This window comes from Micromonospora sp. SCSIO 07396, from assembly GCF_053667945.1.
Window position 1 is genome coordinate 5,583,220 of the sequence record NZ_CM132210.1, and the last position, 24,427, is coordinate 5,607,646.

Consider the following 24,427-nt stretch of genomic DNA (forward strand, 5'->3'; position numbering starts at 1 on the left):
CGGGGCGGCTCACGTCCCGCCTCGGTCGGCTGCCGGATCGGTCGGCCCCACGCGCGTCGATAGCCATGCCGGCATCCTGCCCGCTCGACCGGACGCGGGCAACGAGCCACCACGGGGCCGACCCCACCACTGTGCGGTCCTGGCTACCCTGACGGCGCACCTACATGCGACGGAGAAGATCAGATGACCTACCCCCCGCCCTCCGACGGCTGGTCGGACCCGGCCTGGTCGGCCCAGCAGCCCGACCCGACACTGCCGGCCAGTGGCCCGCCGATCTCCGCCCCACCGGTCGGGAAGGACCCGTACGCCCCGGCCGACCCGTACGCGGGCGCGCCGGGCATCCCCGCCCAGGCCGCCCCGGTCGACCCGTACGCCGCCGCTGCCGCCTACCCGCAGCCCGGCTACCCGCAGCCGATGGGGTACGCCGGTTACGGCGGCTACCAGCCTCCGCCGCCGCAGAACGGCCTCGCGATCGCCTCGATGATCGTCTCGATCATCGGCGCGATCGGGCTGTGCGGTTACGGACTCGGCGGCTACATCGGCCTCATCGGCGCGATCCTCGGCCACGTGGCCCGGCGGCAGATCCGGGAGCGGGGGGAGGGCGGTGCGGGCTTCGCCACCGCCGGCATCATCGTCGGGTGGATCTCCACCGTCATCGCGGTGCTGGCCACCATCGCCATCGTGGTCTTCTTCGTCTGGCTGGCCAACCAGGAGTCGACGACCGGGTACGGCACCTCGTACTGAGCGGTGGGGCCGCCCCGGGCACCCTGGGCGGCCCACCCGGTCACCCGCACGTGACGAGAACCCGTACGGCCCGGTGGGCGTGGTGACTCCACGGTAACCTCGTGCCGTGACCGGGGTGAATGGACCTGTGGAAGATGCCACCGGGCGGCGGACCGTGGTGGTGACCGGGGCCAGTTCGGGCATCGGCCTGGCCGCCGCGGTGGCGCTGGCCCGGCGCGGCGACCGGGTGGCGCTCGTCGGCCGGGACCCGGCCCGCCTCCAGGCCGCCGGTGACCGGGTACGCGAGGCGTCCGGCGAACGCCCCGAACTGTTCCGCGCCGACTTCGCCGTGCTCGACGACGTACGCGGGCTCGCCGAGCGGCTACGGGCGACGTACGACCGGATCGACGTGCTGGCGAACAACGCCGGGGCGATCGTGTTGGAGCCGCTCACCACGGTCGACGGGTTCGAGCTGTCGATCCAGGCCAACCACCTGGCCCCGTTCCTGCTGAGCAACCTGCTCGTCGACCGGGTCGGCCGGCTGGTGGTGACCGCCTCCGGCGCGCACCGCAGCGGGACCCTCGACCCGGACGACCTCAACGCCGCGCTGCGCCGGTACCGGCCGATGCGCGCGTACGGCACCAGCAAGCAGGCCAACATCCTGTTCGCCGCCGAGGCCGCCCGGCGCTGGCCCGACGTGCCGGCGTACTCGTTCCACCCGGGGGTGGTGCGGACCCGGTTCGGCGCGGACAGCCGGCTGGTCGCCCTCGGCATGCGGGTGATGCCGTTCCGCAGCCCGGAGAAGGGCGCGGAGACGCTGGTCTGGCTGGCCAACCAGCCCGCGTCCCGGCTGGTCGACGGCGGTTACTACGCCGACCGGCGACTGCGCCGGCCCTGGCCGCGTGCCGCCGACCCGGCGCTGGCCGCGCGCCTCTGGACCGCCAGCGCCGCCGCCGTCGGCCTCGACACCTGACCGCGGCGGCAACGGCCACCCACGCCTGCGATCATGACGCCGGGGGAGACAGTTCGTCGTATTCAAGCAGTCCGTTCTCCAGAACATGGCGACGGAACCCACCGACACCGAACGGTAGGAAGTACTCGCCTTCCAGAAGCCGGTCGACCAACTCCTCCACCGTTTTCACGGCGAGCATTTTCGTGCGGACCGCCTGGCACAGCAGCGGGACAGTCGCCGTGACCCGGATGCCCTTTTCCTCGGCGATGTGGCGCGGCGTGGCATCGTCCAGCACCACCTCGCACTTGTAGACCTGGCCCATGGCGAGCACCCCGCACTCGCCGATGTTCCTGCCGTCGACCACCAACCGATCGGCATAGTGGGCGAAGGCTTCGGCGAAACCGACATCGGTCGACCGGTGGACCTTGATCCAGTCTGCGTCGAGCACCGCGCGGGCGGCCGGCACCTGCTCGACGGCACGCTGGAGTTCACGCTCCACGCTGTCGGGGACGTAGACAGGGCGGTCCTCGGCGAGAAAACGCAGGACCCCCAACCATCCCTGCTGAGCGAAATGACGCAGCGGCCCGGTGTCGAAGACCAGGGCGTTCTCGGGAACCGTCACGACACGAAACGCCAGATCTCGTCGGCCCGTCGCTGCCGGACCTGCGGCAGGTCCGCCTCGTCGAACGTGCCCTGTAGTAGGTCCAGGGCACGTTCGCGGCTGATCCGCTCGTCCCGTACCAGCCGCAGCACCGCGCGGGCGAACGGGCGAGGGACCGTCGTTCCCGCCAGTTCCTCCGGGGGGACGTTGAGACCCATCTCCACGATGTCGGTCTGGGTCGTACGGTATCGGCGTACCGCGGCCACCCGCTCGGCGTCGGCCAGGCCCAGTTCCTTCAGGCGGGTCGCGAGGGTGGCCATGTCGACCCGGTAGGCACTCGCGAGGTAAATCGCCGCAGCGCGTTCCCCGGACCGGGACGCCTTTTCCTGCCACTGCGGGGTGATCGCGGCCTCGGGTAGCAGAAACGCGCGGGCGAAGCGGTCGAGGCGTGACTCCAGGGGGACCACCTGATCGGAATGGTCGGCCACCCGCCAGTCGACGGTGTAAGTGTCCGCGATGAGATAGTGACCGAGTTCGTGCGCGAGGGCGAGTCTCCTACGACCGACCTTCATATGGCTGTTGACGAGGCACACACCGCCCCGGGGCAGCAGGACCGACCCGGCGTCCGCCGTGTCCTTGCCGATGTCGCGAGAGAACGCCAGGAGCCCGACGGCGGCGACCCGTTCGACGAACCGACTGATCGGTTCCGTTGCCGAGCAGGCCAGCAGGCCACGCGCCTGCGCCGCGAACGCCTCGGCCTCGGCATTGGTCGACGGTGTCGTGATACCGGCCTGGGTGACCGCCTCGGCACCGTCGAGCCCCAGTTCGTCGACGCCCAACGACGCGACGAATGCGACCTCGCTGGCGAACGTGGTCAGCAGGGTGTCGACCTGCGAGTCTGCGGTGTCCAGCCCCTGACTGGACCGATGGGCGACGAGCGCGGGGACAGGCTCCTCGAAGAACGTGGACATGCGTACACCGATCGCCCCGGCGATGTCCGCCAGTTCGAGCGCGGTGACCTTGCGTATGCCACTCTCGATCTTGTTCATGACCGTTCGTTCGATGCCTACCGCGTGCCCGAGGTCCTCTTGACTGAGGCCTGCACGCTTACGCGCATCCCGGATGCGCTCCCCCAGCGTCCGCGCGTCGATGTCAGCCACCGTGCGATTCTCGCACACCCGAACTGTGACACAGGACACCATCGGTCGAATCGCCGGTCGTCTTGCCGCCTTCACTCAAGCACGTGGACGGGGACGGTGGTGACCACCACACCGGGCAGGGCGCGCAGCGCCCGGCGCAGCCGCTGGCCGGTACGGCTGTGCAGCAGGCGGTGCCACGGCCGGCGCAGCACCACCTCCGGCACCACCACGGTCAGCACCAGATCCGGCGCGGCGGCGTGCAACGCCTCCAGGTAGTGCGCCAGCGGCCCGACCACCGCCCGGTACGGCGAGACGATCGTCTCCAGCCGGACGTGGTCCCCCCAGGCCCGCCACTGCTCCCGGAACCGGTCCGCCTCGGCGTCCTCCGGGGCGAGGTGCACCGCCAGCGTCGGTCGGCCCAGCGACACCGCGTACGCCAGGGCCCGCATCGAGGCGCGGTTGAGGCGTACCACCGGGACCACCACCAGGTGACGCAGTTCCTGCGGCACCTCCTCGCCCTCGACGGACCGGCCCGCCGGTGCGCCGGACGGCCCGGCGGCGGGTCCGCGGGCGGCGGCCGGCGGGACGGGGTCGGCAGGTGGCGGGCGCAGGGCCAGGGCGGCGTGCAGGGTGCGGTAGTGCCGGTGGATCCGGGCGAAGAGCAGCACCAGCAGCGGTACGGCGACCACCACCACCCAGGCACCCTCGGTGAACTTCGCCACCGCCGCGGTCAGCAGCACCAGCCCGGACAGCACCGCGCCCACCCCGTTGACCAGCGCCCGCCGCCGCCAGCCACCGCCCCGGTGCCGCCGCCAGTGCACCACCATGCCGCTCTGCGACAGGGTGAAGGCGAGGAACACCCCCACCGCGTACAACGGGATCAGTTTCTCGGTGTGCCCGCCGAACGCGACGAACACCACGACCGCGGTCGCGGCCAGCGCGACCAGGCCGTTGCCGAACGCCAACCGGTCGCCCAGGTGCAGGAAGCGGCGGGGCGCGTGACCGGCGCGGGCCATGAAGAACAGCAGCCGGGGAAAGTCGTTGAACGCGGTGTTCGCGGCGAGCAGCAGGATCAGCGCGGTGGTCACCTGGACGACGGCGTACCACGGGCCGGTGGGAAAGGTCACCCGGGCGAGCTGGGACAGCAGCGTCTCGCCCGGTCGGGGCACCAGCCCGGCCAGGTGGATCAGCAGGGTCAGCCCGGCGAACAGGACCACCAGCATCGCCACCATCCAGGCCAGCGTGGTGCGCGCGTTGCGCCACTCCGGCGTACGGAACGCGGGCACCGCATTGGAGACGGCCTCGATGCCGGTCATCGACACCGCCCCGGAGGCGAACGCCCGCAGCACCAGCAGCAGCCCCAGCCCCTGGGTCGCCGGCACCACCGGCGGGGCCACCGGCGCGAAACCCCGGCCCGCCGCCCGCAGGTAGCCGACCACGAGCAACCCCAGCACGGCGGCCACGAAGGCGTACGTCGGCAGGACGAACAGGTTGCCGGCGGCGCGTACCCCGCGCAGGTTGCCGGCGAGCAGCAGCAGGATCACCAGCACCCCGAGCGGCACGGCGAACGGCGTCAGCCCCGGCAGCGCCGAGGTGATCGCGTGCACGCCCGCCGCGATCGACACCGACACGGTCAGCACTTAGTCGAGCATCAGCCCGGCGGCGGCGGTCAGCCCCGCCCTGACCCCCAGGTTGTCCCCCGCCACCAGGTACGACCCGGCCCCGTGCGGGTACGCCGGGATGGTCTGCCGGTACGAGATCCCGACGGCGACCATCAGCAGCACCAGCCCGGCCGACAGGGGCAGGGCCAGGCCCAGTGCCCCGCTGCCGGCCAGCACCAGCACGGTCAGCAACGCCTCCGGCCCGTACGCGACCGAGCTGAGCAGGTCGGAGGAGAGCACCGGCAGCGCCACCAGTTTGCGCATCCGCTCGTGCAGCACGGCGGCGCTGGCCAGTGGTGGGCCGAGGAGCACCCGGCGGACCCGGCCGAGCCGCCGGCCCAGGGGCGAGTCCGGCTGGTCGGCCCGTTCGGCGGCGACCAGCCCGTCCCGGCCGGCCGGTGCCCCCGGTGCCGGCCGGAACAGCGCGATCGGGGCCAGCCGGCTGAGCCGGCCCGGGGCGGGGTGGTTGCGGTAGCGGTCCAGGGTCGGGTCGACCGGCAGGGCGGGCGGCGCACCGACCCGCCAGTGCGCGCCGACCCGGCGCAGGGCGTCCACCTCCGCCGGCGTGAGCGGCGGGAACTCGGCCGACGGGGTGACCACGGTGCCGCTGCGGTCGTCGTCCGCGCTGCGCCCCGCCATCGCCCCACCTCCCCCCGCACTCTCACGTGCGGACGGGACCCGTGCCCGCCGTTCCGGCGGAATCGCGGCGAACGGATCGCGGGCGGGCAGCCGGACCGGGTGGTCAGGGTGCCGGCGGGACGGCGGTGGCGGGCAGCGTGGCCGGGATGGCCCGCCGACCCGTACGGGCACCGCCGAGCACCACCACGACCACCCCGGCGAGCAGCAGCGCCAACCCGGGCAGCGCGTACGGGCGGGGCAGCTGCCCCAGCCACGCCCAGGCGATCAGCGCCGCACCGGGGGCCTCCAGCAGGATCAGCACGCTGATGGTGGTCGCCGACACCCGGCGCAGCGCGTGGTTGAACATCGAGTGGCCGAGCAGTTGGGCCCCCACCACCAGCCCGACGATCGCCAGCCAGGTGCTGGTGCCGTACCCGTGCAGCCGTACCCCGCCGACCAGGCAGCCGACCAGCAGGATCGCCGCGCACACCCCGTAGCAGATGGTGGTGTAGGTGGCGGTGCTGATGGTGGCGCGGGCGCGTTCGCCGAACGCGGTGTAGACGGCGGCGAACATCCCGCCGACCACCGCCAGCAGGTCACCGGCGAAGGCCCGGCCGGAGACGCCGACGTCCGCGCCGGTGGCCAGCACCGCACCGGTCACCGCCACCCCGATGCCGACCCAGACGGGGTACGACAGCCGCCGGCCCTGCCAGCGGGCGATCAGCCCCTGCCAGACCGGTTGGGTGGCGCCCAGCGCGGTGGCCGCCGCCACGGAGGTGAGCTGGGCGCTCGGCATCCAGGTGGCGAAGTGCGCGGCCAGCGCCACCCCGGACAGCACGCAGTACCAGCCCTCCCGGCGACCCGCCCCCACGGTCAGGGCCCGCAGTTCGGCCCGGCGACGGGCCACCGTGAACGGGGCGAGCACGGTGACCGCGAGCAGGTTGCGCCAGCACGCCACGGCCAGCGCCGGTGCCGCCGCGAACGCGATCAGCGGGGCCGACGACGAGACCGAGGCGACGGCGAGCACGAGGACGCCGACGGTGAGCGGATCGACGGGCGGACGCGGCGGCGGTGCGGCGGAGGACACGGTGGGTCATCCTCACACGGGCGGCGACGGGTCGGGTGCACGCCGGGCGGCGGGTCGACCCTGCCGGGCGGTGCCCCGGAGCGCTGGTCAGCGGTGCCCGGCGGCGACGGCCGGTGGGTCAGCGGCGGCGAACCCGGTGCAGGCGGAACGGCTTGCGGGTGGCCCGGACCACCGCCGCGCCCCGGGGCTCGGCGGCCAGCGAGGTGTCCGGCAGGGCGTCCCCGGCGTCCGGCGTGCCGTCCGGGACGAGCCGGGTCAGCGCGCAACCGTCGGCCGCCCAGCGGGCCACCAGGTCGGCGGTCGGACCGGAGGCGTTGAGCCGCTTCGCCGCCACCAACGGCGCGGAGGTCTCCCACTCCGGGCTGCCCGGGGCCAGCCGGATCACCCGCGCCGGCCAGGTCACGATGCGCCCGCCGTGGTCGCCGCGCAGGGTCACCCGGGCCGTGGCGGCGTCGGCCAGCCCCGGCGCGGTCTGCTCCCCCGGCCCGCTGACCACGAACAACGACCCCTCCAGGGGTACGCACCACAGCGCGACCGCCGGCCCGTCACCGACCCCCACCCAGGCCACCGCCGCCTTCTTGACCGCCTCGTCGACCAGTGGCGTCGACCGGGAGGCGTCCACCTCGTCCGTCACACCCGCATCCTCTCGCAGCTTCCACCCGTCCGGCACCCGAGCGCCGTCACCGGCCCCGACGGTGCCCGGTCACCCGACGAAGGGCGGCACCAGGATCTCGCCCCGGGCGACCGGCATCACCTGGCCGGTCACCGTCGCGCCGACCGCCGTCGCGTCCTCGGCGGTCACCGTGCAGTCCAGGGCCGACGGACGGCCGATCTCCGCGCCCTGCCGGACGGCGTACCCGCTGCGGCCGGTGCCGGGGAGCAGACCGCTGGCCACCAGCCACACCCCCAGCCCCAGGGCGGCCGAACCGGTGGCCGGGTCCTCGGACACGCCGAGCCCCGGCACGAAGACCCGGGCGTGGGCGGTGCGCGTGTCGGCGTCCCAGGAGAAGACGCTGACGTGCTCCACCCCGTACCGCTCGGCCGCCGCCAGGTTGACCCGGGCGCGGGCCACCGCGTCGGGGTGCACCGGCAGGTAGGGGAACTCCAGCCCACAGCCGGCCACCCGGGGGGCCGGGCCGGCGTGGTCGGCGGCGGCGAGCCCGGCCATCTCCAGCAGCGGTTCCGGGTCGAGTTCCGGCCCGAGGGTGGGGGTGCCGCCGGTCAGCGTGGCACCGGTCGCGGTCACCTCGACCGGCAGCACCCCGGCGTGACACTCCTGGCTGACCGGTCCGGCGGGGAACAGGCCACGACGGCTGGCGGCGACCGCCGCGCCGACGCTGGGGTGACCGGCGAAGGGCAGTTCCCCGGTCGGGGTGAAGATCCGGGCCCGGTAGGTGGCGCCCACCTGGGTCGGCGGCAGCACGAACACCGTCTCCGAGAGGTTGAACTCCACCGCCAGCACCTGCATCTGCTCGGTGGCCAGCGCTTCGGCGCCGAACACCACGGCCAGGGGGTTGCCGGCGAACGGGCGGTCGGTGAAGACGTCCACGATCTCGTAGGCCAGGGTCGACATGGTGGTAAACACTAGGCGCTTAGGCTGGTGGCCGTGAGCACGCCGAACCGGGTCTACATCGCTCGACTCGCCGGAGTCGCCGTCTTCGACCCGAACGGCGACCAGGTGGGGCGGGTCCGCGACGCCGTCGCCCGGATCCGGCCGACCCAGCGTCCACCCGAGGTGGTGGGTCTGGTGGCCGAGATGCCGATGCGCCGCCGGATCTTCCTGTCCATCAACCGGATCACCTCCATCGACCCCGACGCGGTCGTCCTCGGCAGCGGCACCCTCAACCTGCGCCGCTTCTCCAAACGCCCCAACGAGCTGCTCGTCCTGCAGGAGTTGCTGGACCGGCGGGTGCAGCTCGACCCGGGCGGCCAGCCCGGCGCGGTGGTGGACGTGGCGATGGAGTGCAGCCGGGGCGGCGAGTGGTCGTTGTCCCGGGTCGCCGTCCGCGAGCAGACCAGCCGGTTGACCCGCCGTGGCCACCTGCACCAGGTGGACTGGGACCGGGTACGCGGGCTGAGCGGCATCGCCGACAACCGGGGCACCGCCAACCTGCTGGCCGTGCTGGAGGACATGCGCCCCGCCGACCTGGCCAACGCGCTCCAGGACCTGCCCGACGCCCGGCGCAACGAGGTCGCGGCGGCCCTCGACGACGAACGCCTCGCCGACGTGCTCAGCGAGCTGCCCGAACGCGACCAGGTGGAGATCCTCGCCGCGCTGGACCGGGAACGGGCCGCCGACGTGCTGGAGGAGATGGACCCGGACGACGCCGCCGACCTGCTCAACGAGCTGCCCCCGCCGGAGCAGGACGTGCTGCTGGACCTGATGGAGCCGGACGAGGCCGACCCGGTCCGCCAACTGCTGAAATACACCTCCGGGACGGCCGGCAGCGTGATGACCTCCGAGCCGGTGATCCTGCCGCCGGACGCCACGGTCGCCGAGGCGCTGGCCCGGATCAGGGAGGAGCAACTCTCCCCGGCGATCGCCGCGCAGGTCTTCGTGACCCGCGCCCCGATGACCACCCCGACCGGCCGCTACCTGGGCATCGTGCACTTCCAGCGGCTGCTGCGCGAACCCCCGGCCGACCTGCTCGGCGGGGTGGTGATAAACGACATCGACCCGCTGCGCCCGACCACCCCGCTGCCGGAGATAACCCGTCGGATGGCCACCTACGACCTGGTCGCGATGCCGGTGGTCGACCGGAACAACCGGCTGGTCGGCGCGGTCACCGTCGACGACGTGCTGGACCACTCGCTGCCCCGGGACTGGCGGGACCGCGACGCGGTGTCCACCCCGGGCGCGGACGATGCCCCGGAGCCGCCCACGACACCGGTAGGCGGTGGCACCGATGGCTGACCAGCGGCGGACCGAGCGGCTGGACCAGCCGCGCGAGCCCCGGGGCGTCAAGCTGCCCCGGTTCGACCCGGAGGCGTTCGGCCGCTGGTCGGAGGGGATCGCCCGGGGCATGGGCACGGCGAACTTCATCGTCTACATGACGGTGGTGATCGCGCTGTGGTTCGGTTGGAACACCCTGGCCCCGGCCGACCTGCGCTTCGACCCGTACACGTTCACGTTCCTGACCCTGGTGCTGTCGTTGCAGGCGTCGTACGCGGCCCCGCTGATCCTGCTCGCGCAGAACCGGCAGACCGACCGGGACCGGGTGGCGCTGGAGGAGGACCGTCGCCGGGCGACCATGCAGAAGGCGGATACCGAGTACCTGGCCCGGGAGGTGGCCGCGCTACGGATCGCCCTGGGTGAGGTGGCGACCCGGGACTTCCTCCGCTCGGAGCTGGCCCGGCTGGCCGAGGAACTGGACGCGGCGGCGCAGCGGCGGCAGAAGCGGGAGTTGCGGCAGCCGGAACGGCCGGTGGGGCGCGGTGAGGGCCGCTCCGGCGGGGGTGAGCCGCCGCTCGACGAGCCGCGCGACGATCTCGACGGCGACTACGCCCGCGACGGTCTCCGCCCGGAGAGCTGAGCGGGCCGGAATCTCGTACCTGATCGTCCGGCTTTGTCCGGGAGGGCGGGCTGACCCCGGCCGGCCGATCGATTCGCTCACACCCGGCCCCGCTGTTGTCGGACGCCCCGCGCCGCCGACGTAGCATTGCCCGCATGTCAGCTCCCGTCAGCACCATCTCCGACGCGATCCAGGCCGCGCTGGCCACCGTCAACGACCCGGAGATCCGTCGGCCCATCACCGACCTCGGCATGGTCCGCTCCGCCGAGATCGGCGAGGACGGCGTGGTCCGGGTCGGGCTGCTGCTCACCGTGGCCGGCTGTCCGCTGAAGGACAAGCTGCGCGGGGACATCACCGCCGCCGTCGGCGCGGTGCCCGGGGTGAGCGGTGTGGAGATCGACTTCGGGGTGATGAGCCCGGAGCAACGGCAGGAGTTGCAGGGCAAGCTGCGCGGCGGTGCCACCGACGAGGCGGTGATCCCGTTCGCCCAGCCCGGCTCCCGTACCCGGGTCTACGCGGTGGCCAGCGGCAAGGGCGGCGTCGGCAAGTCCAGCGTCACGGTCAACCTGGCCGCCGCGCTGGCCGCCCGGGGCCTGTCCGTCGGTGTGGTCGACGCCGACATCTACGGCCACTCGGTGCCCCGGATGCTCGGCGCGGACGGCAAGCCCACCCGGGTGGAAGACATGATCATGCCGCCGCAGGCGAACGGCGTGAAGGTCATCTCGATCGGCATGTTCACCCCGGGCAACTCGGCGGTGGTGTGGCGCGGCCCGATGCTGCACCGGGCGTTGCAGCAGTTCCTCGGCGACGTCTACTGGGGTGAGCTGGACGTCCTGCTGCTCGACCTGCCACCGGGCACCGGCGACATCGCCATCTCGGTCGCCCAACTGCTGCCCAACGCCGAGATCCTGGTGGTGACCACCCCGCAGGCCGCGGCGGCCGAGGTCGCCGAGCGGGCCGGCGCGATCTCGTTGCAGACCCACCAGCGGATCGTCGGCGTCATCGAGAACATGTCCTGGCTGGAGCTGCCGGACGGGACCCGGATGGAGGTCTTCGGGTCAGGTGGCGGCGCGGCCGTGGCCGAGTCGCTGACCCGGACGATCGGCGCGCAGGTGCCGTTGCTGGGCCAGATCCCGATGGACAGCCGGGTCCGTGAGGGCGGCGACGCCGGCACCCCGATCGTGCTGGCCGCGCCGGACGCGCCCGCCGCGAAGGCGCTGCACCAGGTGGCCGACCGGCTGGCGGTACGCCGCGAGTCGCTGCTCGGCAAGTCGCTGGGTCTCAAGCCCGCCGGGCGCTGACCGCGTCCCGGGCGGGCCGCCGCTCAGGTGGCGTCGTCGTAGCTGGGGCGGGGGGCCGGCGCGGGCGTAGGAGCGGCGGTGCTCGTCGCGGTGCTCTTACGGGCGGCGGCCCTCGGGTCGATCCGGTCGGCGACGCCCTTGAGTTCCTCGTGCACCCCGGTGACGTCCGCCCGCAGGTCGTCGTAGACACCCTGGAGGGGCTTGCGGATCGCCTGCTCGTCCTCCTCGCTGAGCAGGTGCTTGCGGATGAACGCCTTCGGGTGGAGGTCCTCCAGCTGGATGTCGGTGCCCAGCTCACGACTCAGGTCGCCGGTCGCGTTGCGGGCCATCGCGCGCAGGTTGCGCACCATCCGCAGACCGTCGCTGATGACGTTGGGCAGCCGGTCACCGAAGATCAGCAGTGCCAGGAGCAGCAGGACGCCGATCTCCCACCAGTTCAGGTTGTCGAGCACCGCAGGGCCTCCTCGTCACGTCGACCCAAGCCTACGCACGTCAGGCCCCGGTACGGGAGGGGGTGAAGGGACCTCACTTGGCGTCCGCGGCGAGCGTCACCGAGGCGTTCTGCCGGGTCGACCCGCGCCGGTACTCCACCGTCACCACCGACCCGGGGGCGAACTTGCGGACCAGGGCGATCAGATCGGTCGGATCGTTGATCGGCCGACCGTTGAGCCTGAGCACGACGTCGCCGGTCTTCAGTCCCGCCCCGGCCGCCGGACCGGCCGGTTCCACGGCCGCCAGGCGGACCCCGACGCCGGCCCGGGTGGCCGTCCCGGTCCCGGCGACCTGGGCCCCGATCACGGTACGCCGGGCCTTGCCCGTGCCGATGATGTCCTGGGTGATCCGCTTCGCCTGGTTGATCGGGATGGCGAAGGCGAGCCCGATGTTCCCCGCCTCCTGCCCCTCCGCCACCAGCGACTTGATCGTCGAGTTCACCCCGATCACCCGGCCGGCGGAGTCGACGAGCGGGCCACCGGAGTTGCCGTGGTTGACCGCCGCGTCGGTCTGGATCGCCGCGTAGTAGCGGACCGGCCCGCCCGGCTCCCCCGCCTGCATGGTGCGGTCCAGCGCGCTGATGATGCCGGCGGTGACCGTGTTCGCCAGGGACAGCGGCGAACCGATGGCCAGCACCGGGTCCCCCACCGCGAGCGCGTCGGAGTCACCGAACTCGATCGGCCGCAGCCCCGTACGGTTCACCTTGATCACCGCGATGTCCGACTCCGGATCCTGGCCGACCACCGTCGCCGGGGAGCTGCTGCCGTCGTTGAAGGTCACCGACGCCCGGCCGGTGCCGTCGGCGACCACGTGGTCGTTGGTGACGACGTAGCCGTCGGTGCTGACGATGAACCCGGACCCCTCGCTGGTGCCGACCGGGCCGGCCACCCGGATCGTCACCACGCTGGGCAGGACCCGGCCGGCGACCCCGGCCAGCGAGTCCGGGCGACGCTGGGCCAGCGCGGGACCCTCGGCCGGGCCGGCCCCCAGGGTGACCCCGCCGCCGACACCACCGCGCACCGCGAAGGCGTAGCCGAGGGCGCCACCCAGGGTGCCGGCGAGCAACGCCACGATCAGCGGGACGAGCAGCAGTTGGCGCAGCCGTGGCCGGCCGGGCGCATCCGGATCGGTGACCGGCTCCGGCGCGGCACCGGTGGCCGGTGCGCCGGGCAGCACGACCGCCGCCGGGGCGTACGGGTCCCGCCAGGGGTCGGCGAGTGCGTCGGACCACCAGGGCGACGTCGACCCGCCGTACGGTGCAGCCGACCCGCCGTACGGCGTCGTCGGGGCCGTCTGCGGCGGACCGGGCGGCGGCCCCGCCGAACCCGGAGTCCCGCCGGGCGCTCGCCAGTCCCAGCCGTCGGTCACGTCGGTGCCTCCCAGTCGTCCCCCGGTGCCCCGGGCCACGACCGGGGGTGGCGGTCACGGCGCAGGGGGCACCCCGTCCAGGATTGCACGGATGCGCCGGACGGAGTCAGCTCTTGTCCGCCCGGACCGGTGCCGTACCCGCCGCCGCGCCGCCCGGACCGGCACGGGTGGACTCGCGGCTGCGCCGAAGGAGCCTCGCCTCTAGGCTCATAGCGCCCACCCGCTCCCCGCACCACCGCCCGGAGGTGTCCCATCGCCACGGTCGCCAGTTCCGGCAGCCCGACGGCGCAGTCGTTGCAGTTCGCCGAGTCGTACGTCGGAGAGGACATCGTGCTGGCCACCGCCCGGAGCCTCGCCCGGGAGGTCGGCCTCGACGCGGTCACCCCCGGGGCCGGGGCGGCGCTGCGCCTGCTCGCCGCCGCCGGTAACGCCCGCGCGGTGGTGGAGATCGGCACCGGCACCGGGGTCAGCGGGGTGTGGCTGTTGCGCGGGATGCGCGCCGACGGGGTGCTCACCACCATCGACGTCGAGGTCGAGCACCAGCGGATCGCCAGGCGGATCTTCGTCGAGGCGGGTTTCCCGTCCGGCCGTACCCGGATCATCACCGGCCGGGCGCTGGACGTGCTGCCCCGGCTCGCCGACGGCGCGTACGACCTGATCTTCGTCGACGGTGAGTCGACCGGCTCGGCCGCGTACGTCGACGCCGCCCTGCGGCTGCTGCGCCCCGGCGGGGTGCTCGCCCTCAACGGCGGTTTCGCCGGTGGCCGGATCGGTGACCCGGCCGCCCGGGACGCCGAGACGGTGACCATGCGGGAGACGGTCAAGGCGATCCGGGAGGCCGAGCAGTGGATCCCGGCCCTGCTCCCGGTCGGCCACGGCCTGCTGGCCGCAGTCAAGTGCTGACCACGGCCGGACACTGACCACGGCCGGGTGCCGACCGGGGCCGGGACGCGGGGCGCGGGCACCCGGCCCGGCGACGGCTCAGTCCAGCGTCGCCAGCCAGCGCAGCAGGCCCCGCACGCCCCAGCCGGTCGCGCCCCGGGTCAGCTCCGCGTCGTCGCCGTCGGCCCAGGACGGCGCGGACATGTCGATGTGCAGCCAGCGGTCCCGTAACTCCCCGGTGAACTCGCGCAGGTAGAGCGCGGCCATCACCGAACCGGCCCCCCGGTCCGGGGAGCTGTGCCGGTCGGCCAGGTCGCTGCCGAGGTGTTCGAGGTAGTCGGCGGGCAGCGGCATCCGCCAGGCCGCCTCGCCCGCGTCGGCCACGGCGGCCAGCACGGCGGCGGCCAGCTCGTCGTTGTCGCTGTACAGTGCGCCGGTCCGCTTGCCCAGCGCCACCGCGTTCGCACCGGTCAGGGTGGCCAGGTCGATCAGCAGGTCGGGGCGGAGTTCCCGGGCCGCGTAGCCGAGCGCGTCGGCGAGCACCAGCCGCCCCTCGGCGTCGGAGTTGGTGGTCTCGCTGGTCGTCCCGTCGTAGTGCCGGATGATGTCGCCGGGACGGAACGCCGACCCGCTGACCATGTTCTCGGCCAGCGGGGTCAGCGCGGTGACCCGGACGGGCAGCCGCAGCGCCGCAGCGCCCAGGGTGGCCGCGACCACCGCCGCCGCGCCTGCCATGTCCTTGCGCATCAGCTTCATCGCCGGCACCGGCTTGATCGAGATGCCGCCGGTGTCGAAGGTGATCCCCTTGCCGACCAGGACGACGTGCTGCCGGGCGTCGGCGGGCCGCCAGTCCAGCTCGACCAGGCGGGGGCCGCTGGCCGAGCCGGCGCCGACGGCGAGGATGCCCCCGAAGCCCTCGTCCGCCAGCTCCTGCGGCCCGCGTACCCGCAGGTGCAGGTCGGGTTGGTCGGCGGCGGCTTCGGCCACCTGGGCGGCGAACCACTGCGGGGTCTTCACCGCCGAGGGGGTGTTGGTCAGGTCCCGGGCGAGGCGGGTCATCGCGGCGGTCGTCCGGGCCGTCTCGACGGCCCCGGTGTACGCGTCAGGAGTGGCGGTCAGCAGGGTCACCCCGGCCAGCGCGGGCGTCGTCCCCGCCTCGGTCAGCCGGAACCGGTACGAGGCGAGCAGCAGCCCCTCGACGACAGCCCGGACGACCTCGGCGGACGCGTCGACCGGCACCGCCAACGTGACATGTGTCTCAGCTACGGCGGCACGGGCCAGCGCGGCCCCGGCCGTCCGCCAGGCCCGTTCCCCGCCGTCGCCCACGCCGAGCAGCAGCAGCCGGGCCGGGGAACCGCCGGGGCGGAGGTGGGTCAGCGTCTCGCCCGCCCGCCCGGTCAGCCGGGCGACCGGCAGCAGCGCCCGCGCCTGTGCCCGCACCTCGTCGGTGGGCGGCGGCGCGGTGGCGACCAGCGCCGGTGCGGCGTCGTCCGGGTCGGTGGCGGCGCGGACGGGCAGGACGAGGACGTCCGACCCGTCGGGGGCGGCGGCGAGACTGATGGCGAGCACGCTGGACCGTACCTCCGGAAGAAGTTGGCGGTGCGGGACCTCGACGACCCGCTGGGGACAGACGAAGTCCCTGAGTCACCGGCGGTGCCGGTGACTCAGGGACCAGGGACCTTCCGCGCGGCACCGCGCGGAGTGTCGGCCGATCAGCCGGCAGCCGCCTTCAGCGCGTCACCGAGCGCGTTGGCCTCGTCGGGAGTCATCTCGACGACGAGCCGGCCACCGCCCTCCAGCGGGACCCGCATGACGATGCCCCGACCCTCCTTGGTGACTTCCAGCGGACCGTCGCCCGTCCGCGGCTTCATCGCCGCCATGTTGTCTCCCCTCAGACCTATACATCAGGGTCGGTGTACTGCCCCACAGCCACTTCGTATCGACCACCCGCAAGGTGCACGGGGGCGTCGACCACGATTTTCCCTGATGAACACCGCCGGACCCAAACCGGAGCAGCATTGATGTAACAGCATCTAGCTTATCTTGAGAAGGCCTGTCACAATGTGCGGTCATGCAGGCACGGTCGGCACTCTTCGACCTGTACGGCGACCATCTCCGCACGCGGGGTGGGCGCGCACCGGTCGCCGCCCTGGTGAAGTTGCTGGCCCCGCTCGGCGTCGCCCCGCCGGCCGTCCGGACCGCCGTCTCCCGGATGGTGCGCCAGGGCTGGCTGGAGCCGCTGCGGCTCGCCTCCGGCCCCGGATATTCGATCACACCGAAGGCGGTCCGTCGGCTCGACGAGGCCGCCGCCCGGATCTACCGCACCGGCCGGATCACCTGGGACGGGCGTTTCGACCTGCTCGTCCTGTCCACCCCGACCGCCCGGCGGGACCGGCAGCGGCTCGCCGCCAACCTCAGCTTCCTCGGCTACGGCACCCTCGACGAGCACACCTGGGTGGCCACCCGGGCCAGCGACGACGTCGACCTGCTGCTGGAGGAGGCCGGGGTGCGCTACGAGCGGTTCACCGCCGCGCACGCCGCCGGCACCCCCGGCGCGATGGGCGTGGTCCGTCGCGCCTGGGACCTCGGCGAGATCGGGCACGCCTACGAACGGTTCGTCGCCGAGCAGCGCGCCCAGCTCGCCGGGGTGACCGTACGCAGTGGTGACGAGGAGGCGTACGCGGCCCGGTTCCGGCTGGTGCACGCGTGGCGTACCTTCCTGTTCCAGGACCCTCAACTCCCTCCGGCACTGCTTCCCGAACGCTGGCCCGGCACCGCCGCCGCCAGCTTCTTCGACCGGCACGCCGCCCGGCTCCGGCCGGCCGCCGACCGGTACGTCGAGCAGTGCCTCGACGCCGGCAACCGGGTCCCCCGACAGAAGGGCCGTTAGAGACGTGACCGAGCCACTGCTCGTCGACCGCACCGATGGCGTGGTCACCCTGACCATGAACCGCCCCACCGCGATGAACGCGCTCGACGTGGCGCTCAAGGAGGCGCTGCGGGACGCGCTGGCCGCGTTGGAGACCGACCGGTCCTGCCGGGCGGTGGTGCTGGCCGGGTCGGGTGGCTCGTTCAGCGCCGGCCAGAACCTGCGCGAGCACGTGCAGATCCTGGAGTCGCCGGGCCGCGACCCGCTGGACACCGTCCGGGCGCACTACAACCCGATCGCCGCCCGGCTGGCCAACCTGCCCAAGCCGGTGGTCGCCGCCGTCCGGGGCATGGCCGCCGGGGCGGGCGCCTCGCTGGCGTTCCTGGCCGACTTCCGGATCGGCGGGCCGAAGACGAAGTTCCTGATGGCCTTCGCCGGGGTGGGTCTCGCCGCCGACACCGGGGCGTCCTGGACGCTGCCCCGGCTGGTCGGCCACGCCAAGGCCGTCGAGCTGCTGATGCTCGCCGAGCCGGTGGACGCCGCCGAGGCGACCCGGCTGGGCCTGCTCACCCGGCTGGTCGACGACGACGAGCAGGTGCTGCCCACCGCGCACGAGCTGGCCGCCCGGCTGGCCGCCGGCCCGACCGTCGCGTACGGGGCGATCAAGCGGCAGCTCTCCATCGCCGACGCGGGCACCCTCGCCGACGCCCTCGCCGCCGAGGCGCAGGCCCAGTCGATCTGCGGGGGCACCGCCGATCACCGGGCCGCCACCCTCGCCTTCGTCAACAAGCAGAAGCCGGTCTTCCAGGGCAACTGAGCCGGCCGGCCGGGCGCGCGACGACATGCCGGCCGTCAGCGCGCCACGTACCCGCCGTCGATGGGCACCGTGTGGCCGGTGATCCAGGCCGCGTCGTCGGAGCAGAGGAACAGCACCACGCCGGCCACGTCGTCCGGGCTGGGGATGCCGGGTTTCGGGTTGAACGACTCCATCCGGGCCCGCATCTCCGCCGGGTCCGGCGCGCTGTCGATGAAGTGCTGCACCAGCGGGGTCATCACCACCGTGGGGGCGACCGCGTTGACCCGGATGTCGCGGGCCGCGTACTCCACCGCCGCCGACCGGGTCAGCCCGACGATGCCGGCCTTGGTGAAGGTGTACGGGGAGATGTTCTCCTGCGCCGCCAGGCCGGTGGTGGACGACGTGTTGACGATCGCGCCGCCACCGCCGCGCAGCATCGCCTCGATGCCGTACTTGAGCACGTGGAAGACCCCGTCGCCGTTGATCCGGCGGACCTTCTGCCAGTTCTCGACGTCCATCTCGTGCAGGGGCTGCTGCCGGCCGTCGATTCCGGCGTTGTTGAAGATCAGGTCGATCCGGCCGTAGCGCCGCACCGCTTCGGCGACGCCCTGCTCCACCGCGTCGGCGTCACCGGTGTCGACGGTGACCGCGAGGGCGTCGGGCAGGTCGGCGGCGAGCCGTTCGGCACCCTCGGTGTTGATGTCGGCGACCACCACCCGGGCGCCCTCGGCGGCGAACCGCCGGGCGGTGGCCTCGCCGAGCCCGGAGGCACCACCGGTGACGAATGCGACCTTGTCCTGGAACCGCATCGGCCCTCCCTCGACCGGCCGACCGGGCGTCGGCACCGGTGCGCCATACCCGGTGGGTGGGCGGCTAGTCGTCCTCCTCCGGGGCCTGGTTGGCCTCGACGCCCAGCACGAACGCCTGCATGGCCAGCTCGTCGCCGCTGGGCGAGACGAACGCGGGCAGCTCGGCCGGGCCCAGCTCCTGCACGTACGACCAGAAGAGCCGGACCGCCTCGGCCCGCGACTCGGCCTCGATCGGCAGGTCGAGGCTGACCAGCCAGGTCCGGCGCGACGGCGGCGGGCCGAGCCGGTCGACCAGGTCGCGGTAGGTGCCCGGGTCGAGCGGGGTGACCGGGCCGGCGACGGACACCTGCCCGGCCGGCACCGGCGCGTCGAACGACCGCCGGGTGTAGGTCACCAGCAGCGCCCGCCCGTCGTGGCGGGCCACCCGGCCCAACGCCACCAGCCGGGGCGGCCCGTCGGCCAGCACCGCCACCGGGTCACCGGGACGCGGGGCAGGCCCACCGGCCGGGACGGCCAGCTCCAGGGTGTCGTGGTGGACGAGGCGTTCGGCGTCGTGCCGCCCGGCCGGCAGCAGCACCGCCCAGGCGTCGCCGTCCGGCCCGCCGTCGACGTCGGTCGGGCCGGTGCTGCGGTGATCGGTCACGGTCATGACCCCATCTGATCACGGGCCACGGCGGTGCCGGCGTGGCAGCCCGCGAGATGGTCGTCGACCATGCCGGTGGCCTGCATCAGCGCGTACGCCGTGGTGGGGCCGACGAAGCGGAAGCCCTGCTTCTTCAGCGCCTTGGCCAGCGCGACGGACTCCGGGGTCGACGCCGGCACCTCGGCGAACGACCCGGGCCGGGCCGGCCGGGGCGGTGGCGCATACGACCAGAGCAGCGCGGAGAGCCCGTCGGGCAGCGTCAGCGCGGCGCGGGCGTTGGCGATCGCCGCCTCGATCTTGGCGCGGTTGCGGACGATGCCCGCGTCGGCGAGCAGCCGGGTCACGTCCGCGTCGCCGAGGGCGGCGACCCGCTCGATCCGGAAGTCGGCGAAGGCGAGCCGGAACGCCTGGCGTTTGCGCAGGATGGTCAGCCAGGACAGCCCGGACTGGAACGCCTCCAGGGTAAGCCGTTCAAAAAGGGCGTCGTCGCCGCGCAGCGGGCGGCCCCACTCGGTGTCGTGGTAGATCGCGTAGTCCGGGGTGCTCGCCCCCCAGGCGCAGCGGGGCAGGCCGTCGGGGCCGATCACCAGGTCAGTCACCCGTCACACGCTAGGCCAGGGGCCTGACACCCGGCGTCGGGGCCGGGTGGCACGGCCCGGCGTTCCCCCGCCGGCCTCGTTCCGGGGCACGTCAGGGCGTGGCCGGACGGGCGGCCGGCCGGCCGCACGCCGGGGCGTCAGGGCGTCGGCGGGCGGGGCAGCCGGCCGGACTCGACCAGCCGGGCGAAGCGCTTCAGGGCCAGCGTCAGGCTGGCCTTGGAGCCCGGCCAGAGCAGCGGCCAGGCGACCCGGCCGGCCGCGCCGCCGGGCAGGTGGAACCACTCGTGCCAGACCACCTGGGTGCGGTCGTCGGCCAGCGGGGTGCAGCGCAGCACCCCCGGGCCGCGCAGGAGCCGGCCGCAGTGCACCACGCCCACCTCGTACGGCGCGTCGACCCGGACCACCCGCATCTCGTCGCGCAGCGCCGCCGGGCCGAGCGCGGTGACCGCCTCGATCAGGCTGCCCTCGCCGCCGTCGCCCTCGACCACCCGGACCCGGGTCAGCGGAATCCAGTCGGACTGCCCCTCCCAGTCGGTCAGCGCGGCGAAGACCCGTTCGGCGGGGGCGTCGACGATCACCGTGGCGGTGAACTCGCCGGCACCGGGCTGGGCCGCGTCGTCGGCCAACCCGCCGCCGGCCGGACCGGGACCTGTCACACCGGCTCCGAGCGGACCACCGCGCCGCCGGGACGGTCGGCGTCGGACTCCCCAGGGCGGTCGTCGGCCGGCGGGTCGTCGGTGGCGGTCGCCTCGGTCGGCGGGTCGGCGGTCGGGTGGGTCGTCCCGGTGGACGGGCGGACAGCACCGGCCGGTGGCTGCGTCGTCGCGGCCCCGGTGGCCGGCCCGTCGGGGTCGGCGGGCACATCGGGGTCGGCCGGCGTCGGGGAGTCGTCGGGCGCGGTGCCGGCGGCCTCCTCCCGGGTGCGGCGCAGCGCGTCGGCGTCGGCGGTACGGCCCTCCCGCAGCGCGGCGATCTCGGCCTCCAGCACCCCGATCAGCTCGGTCTTGTACCCGATGTCGTAGCCGGCCCGGCGCACCGCCTGGTCGACCTGGTCCATCCGGTAGCCGCGCAGGGCGGTGTCGAAGCGCAGCGCGCCGACGTCCGACTCCCGCAGCGGCCGGCCACCCGGCAGCGGGACGGCTCTGCCGTCGGGCTCGGCGGGCGCGAGGCCGTCCCGACCCGAGATCAGCACCGTCACGCCGAACACGACCGCCGCCACGGTCAACGCGACGACCAGAATGAGCAGAGTCTGACCCATGAGGAGATCGTGGCACGGGGACACCCTCCGGAGCGACCCCAACCACCATCATCGTCACCGATCTTCTGGCCGGAACGGCCCGGCGGCGGGCCGGGTCGTCGGGGTCGTACCGCCCCGGAGGCGGGTCGGGCGACCGGATAGCGTCGGCGTCGGCCGGGTCGTCCGGCCGGTGACCTGCGGGAGGCGGAATTGGCCGGGGCGCTGCGACTCGGGAAGCGGAGCTTCGCCCCGGGCGAGCCGGTGGTGATGGCGATCGTCAACCGGACGCCGGACTCGTTCTTCGACAGGGGCGCCACCTTCGCCCAGGACAGCGCCCTGCGCGCGGTGGAACGGGCGGTCACCGAGGGCGCGGAGATCATCGACATCGGCGGGGTGAAGGCCGGGCCGGGCGACGAGGTCGACGTGGCCGAGGAGATCCGCCGGACGGTGGACACCATCGCCGCCGTCCGGGCCGCGTTCCCCGAGGTGGTCATCTCGATCGACACCTGGCGGGCCGAGGTGGCCGTCGAGGCGGTGGCGGCCGGCGCGGACCTGCTCAACGACACCTGGTCCGGGGCCGATCCGGCGCTCGCCCGGGTGGCCGCCGAGACCGGCGTCGGGCTGGTCTGCTCGCACGCCGGTGGGCTGACTCCCCGGACCCGGCCGCACCGGGCCGCCTTCACCGACGTGGTCGCCGACGTGGTCGCGACGGTGACCGGGCTCGCCGAGCGCGCGGTGTCCCTGGGGGTACGCCCCGACGGCATCCTGATCGATCCGGCGCACGACTTCGGCAAGAACACCAGGCACTCGTTGGAGATCACCCGCCGGTTGGACGAGCTGGCCGGCACCGGCTGGCCGCTGCTGGTGGCGCTGTCGAACAAGGACTTCATCGGCGAGACGCTCGACCTGCCGGTGCCGCAGCGCTTGGAGGGCACCCTGGCCGCGACGGCGGTGTCGGCCTGGCTCGGCGCACGGGTGTTCCGCGCCCACCAGGTGCTGCCCACCCGGCGGGTGCTGGACATGGTGGCCTCGATCCGGGGCGACCGCCCACCGACGCTCAGCCGGCGCGGCCTGGCCTGACCGGTCACCGGGCGACCCGGCCCGGCCGGCACGGGTGGTCGGGGCCCGGTGCGGTGGTCGGGTCCGGCCCGGCCAGCGCGGCGGTCAGGTCCAGTTCAGGATGCGTTTGCGCCAGGCGTAGAGGATGCCGAGGGCGACCACGGCCACGAAGACGCCCATCTCGGCGACCGTCACCGCGCCGAACCCGGGCCGGTCGAAGACCATCGCCCAGGGGAACAGGAAGACCGCCTCGACGGCGAACAGCACGTAGAGGTACGCGTACACGTAGTAGCGGATCTGCATCTGCGCCCAGTCGCCGCCCACCGGATCGAGGCCGCACTCGTAGCCGGCCCGCTTGCCGACCGGGTCGGCCGGCCGGCCGGGACGTAACACCCGGTTGGCCGAGAACGCCGTAACGAAGAAGAGGACCGCAGCGAGCAGCAGCAGCCCGAGCGTCGCGTACGAGCCCAGGTAACCGGTCACGGTGGCTGAGCCTACCGGTCGGCGGGCCGTACGGGACGCGGCGAGGGCTGCCCGACCGTCACCGAATATTTTCCACCGGAACTAGTGCCCCGCCGCAACTGTTACCGAATAATGAACTCTCACCCAGGGTCACGGAGGTCAGATGCCCGGCGTGGACGCGCGTGCCGTCCGGCGGCTCCTCGCCCGGCGTACCCCCGCTCTGGCGGTGGTGACCCTGGCGGCCGGGCTGGCGGTCACGCTCGGGGTGACGCCGGGCCTGGCGGCCCTACCCACCGTGACCAGGGCGGTGACCGACCCGACCGACGCCGGGACCCCCGGCGGCCCGACCACGCCTGCGGTCGAGCCGACGGCGACCGGGTCGGGCCCGACCAGCGCCCCACCGACGCTGCCGCCGGACCCGGACCCGACCACCGCCGCGCCGGAACCGACAGGCACCCCGCCGCCGCCGACCACCGCGCCCGCACCCACGGCCACCACCGCGCCGACCGCCCGGCCGCCGCGGCCCGGCCGGCCCACCCGCCCCGGCCAGCCGGACGGCGGCCGGCTCGGGGTCCAGGTGGGCACCGGGGACGTCACCCTCGACGACGGTTACTGGGCGGCCGGCAGCACCGTCACCGACCTGCGGGTCACCGTCACCAACACCGGGTCCGTGCCGGCGCGGCTCCGGCTGGCCTACACGCTGCCGGCCGGGCTGACCGACGCCGGGACGCCGGGGTGCGGGGCCACCGGCGACGGATGGCACTGCGGCGAGTGGGCCACCGCGCCAGGCGACCAGTTCAGCAGCATGATCCGGGTACGGGTCAGCGGCACCGCCTGGCGGCAGATGCCCCTCAGCGGCGCGGTACGGGTCACCGCGACCGGCCCGGACGGCGGCACCGCACAGGACGACGAGGGGTTCGCGGTGCTCTTCCCGGCCGGCCCGCCGGTGCCCGGGATACTGCTCGATGCCGACGAGGTGGCCTTCGACATCAGCGGCGGGCCCACCGTGCTGACGGCCCAGCTGGGCAACACCGGCCGGGTGCCGGCCGCCGGGCGGGTCGAGGTGACGTTGCCGGAGGGGGTCAGCGTGTTGGACCCGCCGGACGGCTGTGCGCCGCTGGCTCCGACGCGTACCCGCTGCGACCTCGGCATGCTGCCGGCGGGGCGGACGCAGTTGCTCCGGTTCACCGTCGCCGCCACCCCGGACGCCCAACGCGAGGCCCCGCTGGCCGGGGCGCTGACCGGCCGGTTGACCCCGGAGAGCGGGCCGGCCCGGCAGGTCCAGATGAGCTTCCGGATCACCGCCGCCGCCGCGTTGTCCACCCCACCGGTGGCCACGCCCGCGCCGACCGGTTCACAGGGGCTGATCGCGGCGCAGGGCGGGACGGTCACGCTGAGCGGGATGTCCTCCGCCCGGCGGACCGCGCTCGCGCTGATCACGGCCTCCGTCCTGCTGGTGGTGCTGGCCCTCGGGCTGGCGACCGCTGCGCTGCGCCGGCGCTCGGCCGAGGTCGCGGGGGACCTGCCGCCGACGGGACGGCCGGACTGACCGTCAGGCGGTCGGGGCGGGCGCAGGGGCCAGCCGGACGATCGCGGTGATATCGATTACGGCGGGCA

Annotated in this window: 27 protein-coding genes; 10 read left to right on the forward strand and 17 right to left on the reverse strand. The window is 74.2% G+C overall.

Features of this window, described 5'->3' with window-relative positions:
- Positions 1-183 precede the first annotated feature (183 nt).
- Both ACWCHM_RS24110 and ACWCHM_RS24115 read left to right on the forward strand, forming a co-directional pair.
- On the forward strand, positions 184-744 hold the full coding sequence (locus ACWCHM_RS24110; protein ID WP_204961914.1) for a DUF4190 domain-containing protein: 561 nt from the start codon (positions 184-186) through the stop codon (positions 742-744).
- 127 nt (positions 745-871) lie between these two features.
- A complete protein-coding gene (locus ACWCHM_RS24115; RefSeq protein ID WP_421490463.1) occupies positions 872-1,696 on the forward strand; it encodes an SDR family NAD(P)-dependent oxidoreductase in 825 nt (274 codons plus the stop codon).
- Positions 1,697-1,727: 31 nt separating this feature from the next.
- On the opposite strand, the gene ACWCHM_RS24120 is transcribed toward ACWCHM_RS24115, so the two are convergent.
- From ACWCHM_RS24120 to ACWCHM_RS24150, 7 genes are all read right to left on the reverse strand, one after another.
- Positions 1,728-2,297, reverse strand: coding sequence for a hypothetical protein (locus tag ACWCHM_RS24120; protein WP_454219932.1), 570 nt, complete (start codon positions 2,295-2,297; stop codon positions 1,728-1,730).
- Positions 2,294-3,436, reverse strand: a complete 1,143-nt coding sequence (locus ACWCHM_RS24125) for a helix-turn-helix domain-containing protein (RefSeq protein WP_421489388.1) — start codon at positions 3,434-3,436, stop codon at positions 2,294-2,296. The genes ACWCHM_RS24120 and ACWCHM_RS24125 overlap by 4 nt, the downstream gene beginning before the upstream one ends.
- A 71-nt stretch (positions 3,437-3,507) precedes the next feature.
- The gene (locus tag ACWCHM_RS24130; protein WP_454219933.1) at positions 3,508-5,055 is read right to left on the reverse strand and encodes an amino acid permease; all 1,548 of its coding nucleotides are present in this window, start codon (positions 5,053-5,055) and stop codon (positions 3,508-3,510) included.
- On the reverse strand, positions 5,056-5,715 hold the full coding sequence (locus ACWCHM_RS24135; protein WP_454219934.1) for a hypothetical protein: 660 nt from the start codon (positions 5,713-5,715) through the stop codon (positions 5,056-5,058).
- A 103-nt stretch (positions 5,716-5,818) separates the two neighbouring features.
- Positions 5,819-6,781: a DMT family transporter gene (locus tag ACWCHM_RS24140; RefSeq protein ID WP_421489390.1), complete on the reverse strand. Its 963-nt coding sequence runs from the start codon at positions 6,779-6,781 to the stop codon at positions 5,819-5,821.
- Between the two features lie 118 nt (positions 6,782-6,899).
- Positions 6,900-7,433, reverse strand: coding sequence for a hypothetical protein (locus ACWCHM_RS24145; RefSeq protein WP_239486468.1), 534 nt, complete (start codon positions 7,431-7,433; stop codon positions 6,900-6,902).
- A gap of 51 nt (positions 7,434-7,484) precedes the next feature.
- Positions 7,485-8,354, reverse strand: coding sequence for a PhzF family phenazine biosynthesis protein (locus tag ACWCHM_RS24150; RefSeq protein ID WP_421489391.1), 870 nt, complete (start codon positions 8,352-8,354; stop codon positions 7,485-7,487).
- Positions 8,355-8,387: 33 nt separating this feature from the next.
- On the opposite strand from ACWCHM_RS24150, the gene ACWCHM_RS24155 reads away from it, so the two are divergent.
- From ACWCHM_RS24155 to ACWCHM_RS24165, 3 genes are all read left to right on the forward strand, one after another.
- Positions 8,388-9,695 carry a magnesium transporter MgtE N-terminal domain-containing protein gene (locus ACWCHM_RS24155; protein ID WP_204961908.1) on the forward strand — a complete coding sequence of 436 codons (1,308 nt, stop codon included), beginning with the start codon at positions 8,388-8,390 and terminating at the stop codon, positions 9,693-9,695.
- Positions 9,688-10,314 (forward strand): DUF1003 domain-containing protein, encoded by a 627-nt coding sequence (locus ACWCHM_RS24160; RefSeq protein ID WP_204961907.1) that lies wholly within the window; start codon positions 9,688-9,690, stop codon positions 10,312-10,314. Before ACWCHM_RS24155 ends, ACWCHM_RS24160 begins: the two co-directional genes overlap by 8 nt.
- A gap of 134 nt (positions 10,315-10,448) precedes the next feature.
- Positions 10,449-11,594: a P-loop NTPase gene (locus tag ACWCHM_RS24165; RefSeq protein WP_204961906.1), complete on the forward strand. Its 1,146-nt coding sequence runs from the start codon at positions 10,449-10,451 to the stop codon at positions 11,592-11,594.
- A gap of 23 nt (positions 11,595-11,617) precedes the next feature.
- Here ACWCHM_RS24165 and ACWCHM_RS24170 read toward each other — a convergent pair whose 3' ends face one another.
- Both ACWCHM_RS24170 and ACWCHM_RS24175 read right to left on the reverse strand, forming a co-directional pair.
- Positions 11,618-12,046 (reverse strand): Sec-independent protein translocase family protein, encoded by a 429-nt coding sequence (locus ACWCHM_RS24170; RefSeq protein ID WP_204961905.1) that lies wholly within the window; start codon positions 12,044-12,046, stop codon positions 11,618-11,620.
- A gap of 73 nt (positions 12,047-12,119) precedes the next feature.
- The gene (locus ACWCHM_RS24175) at positions 12,120-13,469 is read right to left on the reverse strand and encodes a S1C family serine protease (RefSeq protein WP_204961952.1); all 1,350 of its coding nucleotides are present in this window, start codon (positions 13,467-13,469) and stop codon (positions 12,120-12,122) included.
- Positions 13,470-13,748: 279 nt separating this feature from the next.
- Here ACWCHM_RS24175 and ACWCHM_RS24180 point away from each other — a divergent pair, with 279 nt between their 5' ends.
- Complete coding sequence (locus ACWCHM_RS24180; protein ID WP_239486455.1) at positions 13,749-14,357, forward strand: O-methyltransferase; 609 nt, start codon at positions 13,749-13,751, stop codon at positions 14,355-14,357.
- A gap of 78 nt (positions 14,358-14,435) precedes the next feature.
- Here ACWCHM_RS24180 and ACWCHM_RS24185 read toward each other — a convergent pair whose 3' ends face one another.
- Positions 14,436-15,905, reverse strand: a complete 1,470-nt coding sequence (locus tag ACWCHM_RS24185; RefSeq protein WP_281900730.1) for a leucyl aminopeptidase family protein — start codon at positions 15,903-15,905, stop codon at positions 14,436-14,438.
- Positions 15,906-16,048: 143 nt separating this feature from the next.
- Positions 16,049-16,216, reverse strand: coding sequence for a DUF3117 domain-containing protein (locus ACWCHM_RS24190; protein WP_007455245.1), 168 nt, complete (start codon positions 16,214-16,216; stop codon positions 16,049-16,051).
- Between the two features lie 191 nt (positions 16,217-16,407).
- Here ACWCHM_RS24190 and ACWCHM_RS24195 point away from each other — a divergent pair, with 191 nt between their 5' ends.
- Together ACWCHM_RS24195 and ACWCHM_RS24200 are read left to right on the forward strand one after the other, a co-directional pair.
- Positions 16,408-17,226: a PaaX family transcriptional regulator gene (locus ACWCHM_RS24195; RefSeq protein WP_204961903.1), complete on the forward strand. Its 819-nt coding sequence runs from the start codon at positions 16,408-16,410 to the stop codon at positions 17,224-17,226.
- Between the two features lie 4 nt (positions 17,227-17,230).
- Positions 17,231-18,022: an enoyl-CoA hydratase/isomerase family protein gene (locus ACWCHM_RS24200; RefSeq protein ID WP_454219935.1), complete on the forward strand. Its 792-nt coding sequence runs from the start codon at positions 17,231-17,233 to the stop codon at positions 18,020-18,022.
- A gap of 35 nt (positions 18,023-18,057) precedes the next feature.
- Here the strand turns inward: ACWCHM_RS24200 and ACWCHM_RS24205 are convergent, their stop codons facing one another.
- The 5 genes from ACWCHM_RS24205 to ACWCHM_RS24225 all read right to left on the reverse strand — a co-directional run bounded on the left by ACWCHM_RS24205 (position 18,058) and on the right by ACWCHM_RS24225 (position 21,310).
- A complete protein-coding gene (locus tag ACWCHM_RS24205) occupies positions 18,058-18,810 on the reverse strand; it encodes an SDR family NAD(P)-dependent oxidoreductase (protein ID WP_422753491.1) in 753 nt (250 codons plus the stop codon).
- A 64-nt stretch (positions 18,811-18,874) separates the two neighbouring features.
- Positions 18,875-19,459, reverse strand: coding sequence for a hypothetical protein (locus tag ACWCHM_RS24210; RefSeq protein ID WP_454219936.1), 585 nt, complete (start codon positions 19,457-19,459; stop codon positions 18,875-18,877).
- Positions 19,456-20,052 carry a DNA-3-methyladenine glycosylase I gene (locus ACWCHM_RS24215; RefSeq protein ID WP_454219938.1) on the reverse strand — a complete coding sequence of 199 codons (597 nt, stop codon included), beginning with the start codon at positions 20,050-20,052 and terminating at the stop codon, positions 19,456-19,458. The genes ACWCHM_RS24210 and ACWCHM_RS24215 overlap by 4 nt, the downstream gene beginning before the upstream one ends.
- Before the next feature lie 137 nt (positions 20,053-20,189).
- On the reverse strand, positions 20,190-20,708 hold the full coding sequence (locus tag ACWCHM_RS24220; RefSeq protein WP_454219939.1) for an SRPBCC family protein: 519 nt from the start codon (positions 20,706-20,708) through the stop codon (positions 20,190-20,192).
- The gene (locus tag ACWCHM_RS24225; protein ID WP_454219940.1) at positions 20,705-21,310 is read right to left on the reverse strand and encodes a DivIVA domain-containing protein; all 606 of its coding nucleotides are present in this window, start codon (positions 21,308-21,310) and stop codon (positions 20,705-20,707) included. The genes ACWCHM_RS24220 and ACWCHM_RS24225 overlap by 4 nt, the downstream gene beginning before the upstream one ends.
- Before the next feature lie 189 nt (positions 21,311-21,499).
- On the opposite strand from ACWCHM_RS24225, the gene folP reads away from it, so the two are divergent.
- Positions 21,500-22,369 (forward strand): dihydropteroate synthase, encoded by an 870-nt coding sequence (gene folP / locus ACWCHM_RS24230; protein WP_454219941.1) that lies wholly within the window; start codon positions 21,500-21,502, stop codon positions 22,367-22,369.
- An 84-nt stretch (positions 22,370-22,453) separates the two neighbouring features.
- Here the strand turns inward: folP and ndhC are convergent, their stop codons facing one another.
- Entirely contained in the window at positions 22,454-22,831 is a 378-nt protein-coding gene (gene ndhC, locus ACWCHM_RS24235) for an NADH-quinone oxidoreductase subunit A (protein WP_204961893.1), read from the reverse strand.
- A gap of 142 nt (positions 22,832-22,973) precedes the next feature.
- On the opposite strand from ndhC, the gene ACWCHM_RS24240 reads away from it, so the two are divergent.
- Positions 22,974-24,359, forward strand: coding sequence for a hypothetical protein (locus ACWCHM_RS24240; RefSeq protein ID WP_454219942.1), 1,386 nt, complete (start codon positions 22,974-22,976; stop codon positions 24,357-24,359).
- Positions 24,360-24,427 lie beyond the last annotated feature (68 nt).